Source organism: Neglectibacter sp. X4, from assembly GCF_009917365.1.
In the GTDB taxonomy this organism is placed as follows: Bacteria; Bacillota; Clostridia; order Oscillospirales; family Acutalibacteraceae; genus Acutalibacter.
In genome coordinates, this window is the sequence record NZ_QWLE01000074.1 from 1 (window position 1) to 8,692 (window position 8,692).

The window sequence follows — 8,692 nt, forward strand, 5'->3', positions numbered from 1 at the left end:
ACCTTTAACGGCAAGAAAGAGAATTACGACCTGTCCCATATTCCCGAAAAGGCAGAGCAGGCGTTCCTGCGGGTGCGGCCTGACATCGACCGCGCCGCATGGGATTTGGGCAGGCAGGCGTTCCAGAATGAGCAAAAATATGGGGCCACTACTTGGTATAAGTGGCGAATCAGGAACTGGGGTACCAAGTGGAACGCCTATGGCTACGAGGACGGAGTCCAATTTGACGGGCATTCCCTGCGGTTCTGGTCGGCGTGGTCACCGCCCCAGCCGGTTATTGCCAAGCTGTCGGAGATGTACCCCGACCTGGATTTTGTCCACCAGTTTGCCGACGAGGACATCGGGCATAACTGCGGCGAGGATGAGTACCACAACGGCTCTTTGTGCGGCGAGTATCGCCCTGCTGGTGTTGAGGCCGTGGAGTACGCCAATAGCCTTTGGGGAAATGGTGAGTTGGAGGAAGATGAGGATTTGGACAGCGGGATTTCCATGAAGTAAGTATAGCTAAATTTTAGGCCGGTATCAATCGTTCAGGAAACGATGATACCGGCCTTTTTTCGTTTTCTGGACGATTTTCCGGCAAAAGCGAGGTGAGATATATAAAATCACCGGTATCATGGGTGGGCAATAAAGCGCCCATCCTCCCTATCATTTATAGCCTGTTCCCCTTGGAATATGGTCGGTTTGTGGAGGTGTTCGGCGGTTCCGGGAGCGTGCTGCTGGGGAAACCTCCCGACCCCTTCGAAGTCTACAATGACTTCGACCGGAACCTTGTCAACCTGTTCCACTGCATGAAGGAACGGACTATGGCCACCATTCAGGAACTTGGGTTTTGTAATCTCAATTCCCGTGCAGACTTCCAGGCCATCAAGAAGTTCTTCCAACATGAACAGTTTGACGATGGATTTCTGGCAGAAGAAATGGAGCTAACGGAGATACTGTTCCCACCGCCAGCGGCAGAGGAATTGCAGGCTATACGGCAGCGAATCACCAAGGATTACGATGTACGCCAGGCTGCCATGTACCTGAAGTTACTCCGTTACAGTTATTCCAGCGGGAAGAAGTCCTTTGCCTCACAGCCTTTTGACCTGCGCAGGCTGTTCGGCCTGATTCAGCAGCTAGAAACCCGGCTGGCCAACGTAGTCATAGAGAATCAGGACTTTGAAACCCTTATCCACCATTATGACCGGCCCGACACATTCTTTTATCTCGACCCACCCTATTTCTCCACGGAGGATATGTACGCGGTGGAGTTTGCCTGGGCCGACCATGTGCGCCTGCGTGATACGGCAGCAAGTATGCAGGGAAGGTTTCTGCTCTCATACAACGACTGCCCGGAGATTCGGGAGTTGTATGAGGGCTTTCCTGTGTTTGATTTTACGAGAGTCCACTCTATGGCCCAGAGGTACGAGGCCGGGAAAGAATTCAAAGAACTGCTTATCGGCAACTATGACCTGTTTGAACGGGAAAAAGCCAAACCTGCTCAGTTAGCATTTGATATATAAAAAGGAAGTGTTTTTGTGAATAACAGCAGCCAGTTTATTCTGGTGTCCGTGCCCCTGGAGATGTTTCTGGAGGCGGGCATCAACACCGAAAGTATCATCCAAGTGAGCGTCCGTGATCCGTGACTGTAAGCTGGGCAAAATTGACCGTATCATCACGAAGTCAGTATCACGGTTTGCCCGGAACACCCAGGAACTGCTGGTGGCTCTGCGTACCCTCAAGGAATTGGGCGTAAGCATCTACTTCGAGGAACAGGGCATCGACAGCGAGAAGATGAACATGGAAATGCTGGTGACTTTCCCCGGCATGGCTGCCCAGCAGGAAAGCGTGAACATCTCCGACCACCTTCGAAGGAGCTATCAAATGCGCATGGAGTCTGGTGAGTTCAACTGCTGTGCTCCGGCTTATGGGTACGCTTTGGTCGATGGCCAGCTTGTGGTGAAAGAGGATGAGGCAGTTGTGATTCGCCGAATTTTTGACCTTTACCTGCAAGGAATCGGCAAGCAGAATATCGCAAATATTCTCAATGCAGAGGGTGTTCCTCGCCGCTATGCGCAGAAGAAATGGTACCACAACACCATCAATTATGTGATTAACAATCGAGAGCTGGACATGGCCCATTCCATTCAGACCTTAAAGGAGTATCTGGTCAAGAAACTCAGCCACGGTAATTGGAGAGTTGACCCCAGCCTGTGCCAACCGGAACTGCGTTGCCTATACCCCGTCTACTTCGATTCTGTGCGGATTCTGCTGGCAGAGTGCGTGGCAGAGTTCTTCCAGACCGGCAAGGTTTACATGGCTGTGCTGGACCCTTACCGCATGGAGTATGTGGAACATGAAATCCGGCAGATGGTGTTAAGGCCGGAGGATGTTACCATCCTTTCGCGGGCGCTCCACAAGGCACAGAACCCGGACCATGACATGATAGCCAGATGGAAAGACCCTGCCGACCGTGGACGATGGATGGAGCATTTCCAAACCCTTTACCAGACCATAAGCCAATTACAATAGAATACAACCTTTGGCCCCAATTACTTTTGTGATTGGGGCTATTTTCATGCCCATTTTTAGGAGGTATTGACAACGAAAGACTTTTATCTTGATATTTGCAACTGCCCGGAGTGCAGCTACTTTAATATGGACAAAGCTCATTGCTGCGGCCTACCGGAGCGGATAACTCAGCGGGATGTTCCCCGTATCAAAGACACCATACAGAGCTGCCTTTGTGTGAACCCTACACTCTGGCAGCATTATGAGCGTTTGGAGGTGGAGCCATAACAGTTTGTCATTGCGTGAGGAACATTCCCTTAACGCTTGGCAAAACAATCCGGTCACGAACAGCTTGCGGAACCAGGGTGCGGCAATCCATACCGCTGAAACATCCGGCGCGGCCTTGCAGACCTTCCAGGCTGCGGGACAGTCGGCTGGCAGTGCCGGGGCCTCTGCCGCTGCCAATGCCGCCGCGCCGGGGGTGGGGGCCGCGATTCAGGCCACAGAGAAAACAGTGGAAAAAATCAAGGACACCATAGAAAACATAGCCGCCCGTGTTCCCCACAGTTCATCATCCTGGGGAGCGCTGGCGGCACTTTTTCTTATGCCCTTGCTGATAATCGCCGCCATTGCCGGAGCGTTCCGGGGCGGCGGCTCCGCTAAAAATGTGAATCTCTCCGCTGACGTTATTGCGCTTATGCCCCAAATCAGCGCAGCCTGTCAGACGCACAGCATCCCGGAGTATGCCCCCCTGGTTGCGGCGGTCATCATGCAGGAATCCGGGGGACGCACCGAGGCTGTAGGCGGGGACGTGATGCAGTGCGCGGAGGGCATGGGCCTGCCTGTGGGTACGCCGGTGAGCGTGGAGGAATCCATAAACTTCGGCACGGGCATTATCGCCCGGAATCTGCGGGAGGCCGGGGCCGCTGGGCCGACTGACATCCCAAGAATTAGTCTGGCCTTGCAGGGGTACAACTTCGGCAACGGCTATATATCCTGGGCACTGGCAAGAGGTGGCTACTCCAAAGACAACGCCCGGGAGTTCTCAGAAATGCAAGCAGCCGCCCACGGATGGAGCGGCTACGGCGATATTGACTATGTGGATCACGTTCTGCGGTACTATCAGGTTTCAGTGGGCGGCATGGGCGATGCCAGCGCTATTGCTGACGGGCGGTTTGCCTACCCGCTCCCCGGCCACACCTGGGATACATACCCTGGTCACAACGGAATCGATATTTCCTTTGCCAACTGCTACGGTGAGCCGGTCTATGCGGTAGCTTCTGGGACTGTGCGCTACACCCAGGATGGCTGGACACCTGCACTCGGTGTCGGTGGTATGTGGTCTTTCGGGAACAGTGTTTTTATTGAGCATGGGGACGGTTGGATTTCCGCTTATGGACACCTTTCGGCGCTGGCAGCGGCAAGCGGGGAAACCGTTACCCAAGGCCAGCTTATTGGATACATTGGCAGTACTGGTAACTCTACCGGGCCGCATTTGCATTTGGCGCTCTATCACAACGGGGATGCTGGTATCGGCGGGCAGAACTTTGCGGAGTTGGCTTGGCCGCAATACAGAGAATGACACAGGAGGAAAAAAGGCAGCAATTTTTTCTTTATCTCACGAGATAGATACAGAAATTCAGAGTACCTTTTCTCGTTTCATTAACTTGCAATTTGCCAAAAGAATCAATATTGCGATAAGGAGGCAAGTAACGGAATAGATAAGTAACCCAACTATTGCCGTGGGCCAAATCTGTTTGTTATCGCTGCCAAACAAGTGGTACAATATATATTCTGTGGCAAGCGGAATCAGGCGGAACGCGAATACCATCGAGAGAGCTGTTGGAAGAACCAGTGGGAGCAGTGCCCATAGTTTTGATTTGCTGAGCTTGTGTTCTTGTTCCGGAAAGGCTCCCTCTCTTTCCGCAGAAAAGGTGAGCAGTAATACTAAATAGCTTAGGGCGGAAATGAATAAAAGCGCAACCGGAATGACAATCTGGCTCTTCATAAGATTTTGTAGGTTTTTCCTCCCCTGGGCTAAGATAGTGCTGAACTCACAGTACCTTCCTGTCTGGAACAGTTCGTCCACGGTTTTGGACCGCTCCTCTTCCCCTGCGTCAGGATTCAGGAGGATTACGCAGGCTAAACCAGAAAACTGGGGATGAAGCTGCTGAAACTGTGCAAAGTCCCGCTCACGCATTAAGATATAGTTAGAGGCAAGGTTTCCAACTTCAAAAAGCTGGTCGGTAGAGTTCCCACTTCCGAAAGAGCCGAAATGGGGCAGAACAACGCCTTCAGGAAGTTTTCCCAATACCTTAAGTATAACAGGCTCGTCGCTGCCCACCTCAAAAGCATCTAGGGTACTGCCAATTTTCTCATGCCGGAACGCGTCTCCGCATACCAGGGCGTTCAGTGTGCCGCCGTCTCCCGTGGTGTCAGGAAAATCGGACAGCCAAGTACCCTCTGATATAGAGAGAGGAAAAGCCTGGATTGCGGAATCCGGGAATATCAAAACATTGTAATACTTGGTCTCCTTTTCGGTTGGGGCGTAGAGGTGGGTATAGTTCAGGTAAACCACATTCTCCACAGCCGGAAGCGCCTCCAGCGCCGCAATGTCCGGCTCCCCATAGGGTGCGGAGCTCCCTCCGGAGGCTGAAAAATATAGTCCGTTCTCCATTTCGGCCCGCTCATACATGGCCAGTGCATCCTGAGCATTCTTCACCTCCACCGTGGAAAGGAGAAAGTAAAATTCTGAAAACAGAAAAAGAATGGTTAAAAGAATAAAACACAAAACATATTTTAGTGATCCTTTCGTTTTTTCCATCATATTCCCTCCTCCTTTAATCCTGGCTTATGCTTCCAGAGCGCGGGGAGGAACAATATGAGCTGGAGGAAAGCGGTTCCGGCAAACGCCATAGCCAGCATGATGATGTAGTCTCCAAAGGTATATTTGATATTTGGAACTGAGTTCAGATACCAGTCGAAAACAGGATAACAGGCAGCATGAATGACTGCGGAAATCAGAAACATGGTCCAGAGATAAATATCTCCCTGAATCATGCAGAGCAGCGCCCGTTTACGCATACTGGCTCCCCTAGGGCGAAGGCAGCCGCTGTCCAGCAGAAAATGCTTCTCCACGCAGTAAAATATGGAGCACACGACGAGCAAAATCAAAAAATCGCCCGCGCAAAGTTTCGGGAAAATTTCACGCTCCGCAAGCTGCAGTTCATTGGGGTCAGGCGCGTAATAGGAAAGGTGTCCCTTGGGAAGTTGGAGTTCCACAGTTTTCTTGATTGCCTCCAGATTATTCTGAAGGGATGCCCCCTGAAAGTAGAACCCCACACTCTGGATAGGGGGATTCAGCACTAAAAAGGTCGTCATGGGCATATAAGCCACATCCATGGACTGCTGGTCTCTTCTTACAACATCCAGCGTGATTCCGTCCAAAGTGATTGTGTCGTCCTGATACTCGATGGGCATAATGATACCCTTTCCGCTGTGCTCGTCTGCGGGGGTGGTTTTGCCGATTACCCCGTTTCCTTTGTTATCCCGGTAGGCAAGGACCTTAAGATTTTCATCCACTATAGGAATAGAATAATCCGTTTTCCATTCAAAGTAGGCTTCCTTAATACCGAAGCTGTCCATGACGTTCAGATAGCTTTCATCCAGCTTTACAGGGCTCTCAAAGCGCACTTCCAGCAGTTGCTCTGCCTCGGTTTCCAGGAACAAGGCAGGCACCTGCTTTGTAGGGAGAAGATTTCCAAACATATATATTTGAAAGAGAAAAGCAGCAATCATACACACGGACAACACAATTATGGCCCATATGAATTTCCAACGCTGGCCCTTCTTTAGGCTGTGGATCATTTCAAAATCACCTTCCTTTATGATACAAGTTTACAAGATAGACGGACGAAAAGCTAGGGGGACCCTAGCTTTTCAAAGACAAACAGGATGTTCAGCGTTAGCTGTAAGTATGAGTGAATTTGTAGCCTTTATTCCAGTCGGTATTGAGATTTCTATATGCGTACTGCACATATTCTGGCACGTCGCCAGTGTTCACTGAGCCTGTACTCTTGCTGGCTGTTACGACAGAATTGGAAACTTTTTCGCTTTGGGTTTGGAACAGAGTTTTATTTGGTATTTTTATTGCACACCATGCCCGACCCGCTAGGGAAGAAGATTTCGTATCCTGCTCTCCAATTTTATATTTTGTTGTCGCACTTTTTGATTGCCATGAATACGACCCACATGTGTAAGTCAAAGTTGCATAAGTCTTGTTCCATTCGAGGCGCTTTGTCGTCAAATTTGCTGTATCAGTTGCAACACGAGCATACGGGCTATCCGATTCATCTTCATCGGCGGAAGCATACGAAAAAATGCAGCCATTGTATTCAACCTCTAGCCCCTGACCCTCCAATATAGTGTTCACCTGTTCATCGGTCAAAAAATCAGGTACCCCGGAGGAGAAGCGACGAGCGATTGTGTCCACAGACACATTGTACTTTTCTGCCGCAGCTTCTCTGCCAGCAGGCGAATCATCAAAGGCGTACTCGTACCCACTACCGTCCTCCGCCATGGCGAAACTGGGGATGGACAAAGACAGCACCAAGGCAAGCGCTAGAATAAGACTAACCAACTTTTTCATGTGTTTCATAGACTGTTTCATGTTTTGAACTCCTTTTTTGAAATAATAAATAGTGAAAACAATACTCATCAATCCAGTGCGAATTGGCCAAACAATTCCATGCGCTATTCAGAGATGCCGGTACATTCGCATCTGATTATTGATTCTGGGTCTTCTCACACAATCATAATAAGCATTCCCCCTTTAAAGTGGAACGGATTTGGGACGTTCTCTTTGATAGATAGAATAGCACACAAGCAAAGCAATGTCAGCGTTTTTGAATAAACTGTTGATTTGATGGTGTGAATTGTATGCGATACAACTTATTCCTTTTGAAACCGATTTGCTGCTGAAGAAGAAATGGCCTTCTAAAAAGCAATTTTTCAAATTTCTGCACATAAGAAAAACGGCACACGCTTTCGTATGCCGCTCAAAAATGAGCCTAAAGACAATTTAATACAGACAATCTTACAGTTTGCGCATAATTCTGCAAAAAAATAGAAATTGTGGTATAATGAAGTCTAAACACAGGCCATACAGTACTCTTTAAGCTTCCAGACGAAGCACCTCTATTTCTTCACTTCCTCATCTGGAAAATTTTTTGGCACTTCTTCATAGTCGCGTAATCCAAGCGCCATATAGAGAAGAAGATTTTGCTTTTGAGGAGACATTTCTTTCATTATGCCTATAATTTGTTCTATCAGAACATTTTCGGGTATTGAAACCTCTGGGGTTACGAATAAACTGTTTTCGTCAACTTGAAGCACATCCGCAAGCAACAATCGATGCGCTCGGGTTGGAGTGGCCCTATTGCCCTCCCATCGCGAGACTGTCGAAGTGGAAATATTGCAGCGTTCCGCAATTTGTTCCCGTGTCATTTTTCTCAGAACTCGTAATTCCTTTATTCTTTCTCCCAAAGTCATCTCTACCTGACACCTCTTTTCTTCTATATGCTATTTTATCAAGGATAAGTATAGCAATCCATTACCCAAAACGCCTCTGATATTGCATTTTGCGCAATTTTGGTGTATGCTATTTGTGCTGGCAGATGCTATGAAAAAAAGAAAGGCAGAAAAGGTGATACTATGGATTATTTGTTTAGGTGTAGTTCAAAATGTTCGCTAGAGGAATTTATAAGAAAATTAGCATGGAGGGAAAATCAATCCCTAAACAACGATACTCATTGCTTGATGATAAAGTTCTTCGCTCTTTTTTGCAAATCAGGGTTAGACTACTATGAGCTCCTTGCGCTATATTCATCTCTTAGTCACTATTCCGAGAATGACCTTAAAGAAATTTTATCGTACGCTCCAAATTCTATGTCTGCTTTATCATTGTCAAGGAACAATATCCGTAAAGTTATTCCACGGTGGACTGCCTCGAGGTATCACTCCGCCACAATTGAGTCAGTTATTGGTAATATCCATAGGTGCATGGTGTTCCCGGCGTACTTTCGGTGTAGCCGCACTCGCTGTCATGCTCATGCCGGCAGTCCAATTTTTCCGTAATACAGCCGCTTTCCCCATCGCAGATATGGGGGCAGTTTTCCGGCTCCCGTTCCTCTGCATTTGC

7 protein-coding genes and 1 pseudogene are annotated in these 8,692 nt (G+C 48.8%); 4 read left to right on the top strand and 4 right to left on the bottom strand.

Annotation, left to right across the window (positions count from 1 at the left end; translation table 11 throughout):
* The 4 genes and pseudogenes from D1841_RS15435 to D1841_RS15450 form a co-directional block, all read left to right on the top strand.
* Positions 1 to 498, top strand: a pseudogene (locus tag D1841_RS15435) (hypothetical protein); the annotation flags it as partial.
* 122 nt (positions 499 to 620) lie between these two features.
* The gene (locus tag D1841_RS15440; protein ID WP_371722036.1) at positions 621 to 1,505 is read left to right on the top strand and encodes a DNA adenine methylase; all 885 of its coding nucleotides are present in this window, start codon (positions 621 to 623) and stop codon (positions 1,503 to 1,505) included.
* 112 nt (positions 1,506 to 1,617) lie between these two features.
* The gene (locus tag D1841_RS15445; RefSeq protein WP_160644478.1) at positions 1,618 to 2,514 is read left to right on the top strand and encodes a recombinase family protein; all 897 of its coding nucleotides are present in this window, start codon (positions 1,618 to 1,620) and stop codon (positions 2,512 to 2,514) included.
* Between the two features lie 271 nt (positions 2,515 to 2,785).
* Complete coding sequence (locus D1841_RS15450) at positions 2,786 to 4,075, top strand: peptidoglycan DD-metalloendopeptidase family protein (RefSeq protein WP_160644479.1); 1,290 nt, start codon at positions 2,786 to 2,788, stop codon at positions 4,073 to 4,075.
* A 57-nt stretch (positions 4,076 to 4,132) separates the two neighbouring features.
* On the opposite strand, the gene D1841_RS15455 is transcribed toward D1841_RS15450, so the two are convergent.
* The 4 genes from D1841_RS15455 to D1841_RS15470 form a co-directional block, all read right to left on the bottom strand.
* Positions 4,133 to 5,320: a hypothetical protein gene (locus tag D1841_RS15455; protein WP_160644481.1), complete on the bottom strand. Its 1,188-nt coding sequence runs from the start codon at positions 5,318 to 5,320 to the stop codon at positions 4,133 to 4,135.
* A complete protein-coding gene (locus tag D1841_RS15460) occupies positions 5,317 to 6,222 on the bottom strand; it encodes a hypothetical protein (RefSeq protein ID WP_160644484.1) in 906 nt (301 codons plus the stop codon). The genes D1841_RS15455 and D1841_RS15460 overlap by 4 nt, the downstream gene beginning before the upstream one ends.
* A gap of 235 nt (positions 6,223 to 6,457) precedes the next feature.
* Positions 6,458 to 7,162: a hypothetical protein gene (locus D1841_RS15465; RefSeq protein ID WP_160644485.1), complete on the bottom strand. Its 705-nt coding sequence runs from the start codon at positions 7,160 to 7,162 to the stop codon at positions 6,458 to 6,460.
* Between the two features lie 527 nt (positions 7,163 to 7,689).
* Positions 7,690 to 8,037 (bottom strand): helix-turn-helix domain-containing protein, encoded by a 348-nt coding sequence (locus tag D1841_RS15470; RefSeq protein WP_161880115.1) that lies wholly within the window; start codon positions 8,035 to 8,037, stop codon positions 7,690 to 7,692.
* Between the last annotated feature and the right edge of the window lie 655 nt (positions 8,038 to 8,692).

Excerpts from the sequence above, each read along its gene's own strand:
- D1841_RS15455 (WP_160644481.1), bottom strand. The coding sequence starts at position 5,320 with ATGATGGAAAAAACGAAAGGATCACTAAAATATGTTTTGTGTTTTATT.
- D1841_RS15465 (WP_160644485.1), bottom strand. The coding sequence starts at position 7,162 with ATGAAACAGTCTATGAAACACATGAAAAAGTTGGTTAGTCTTATTCTA.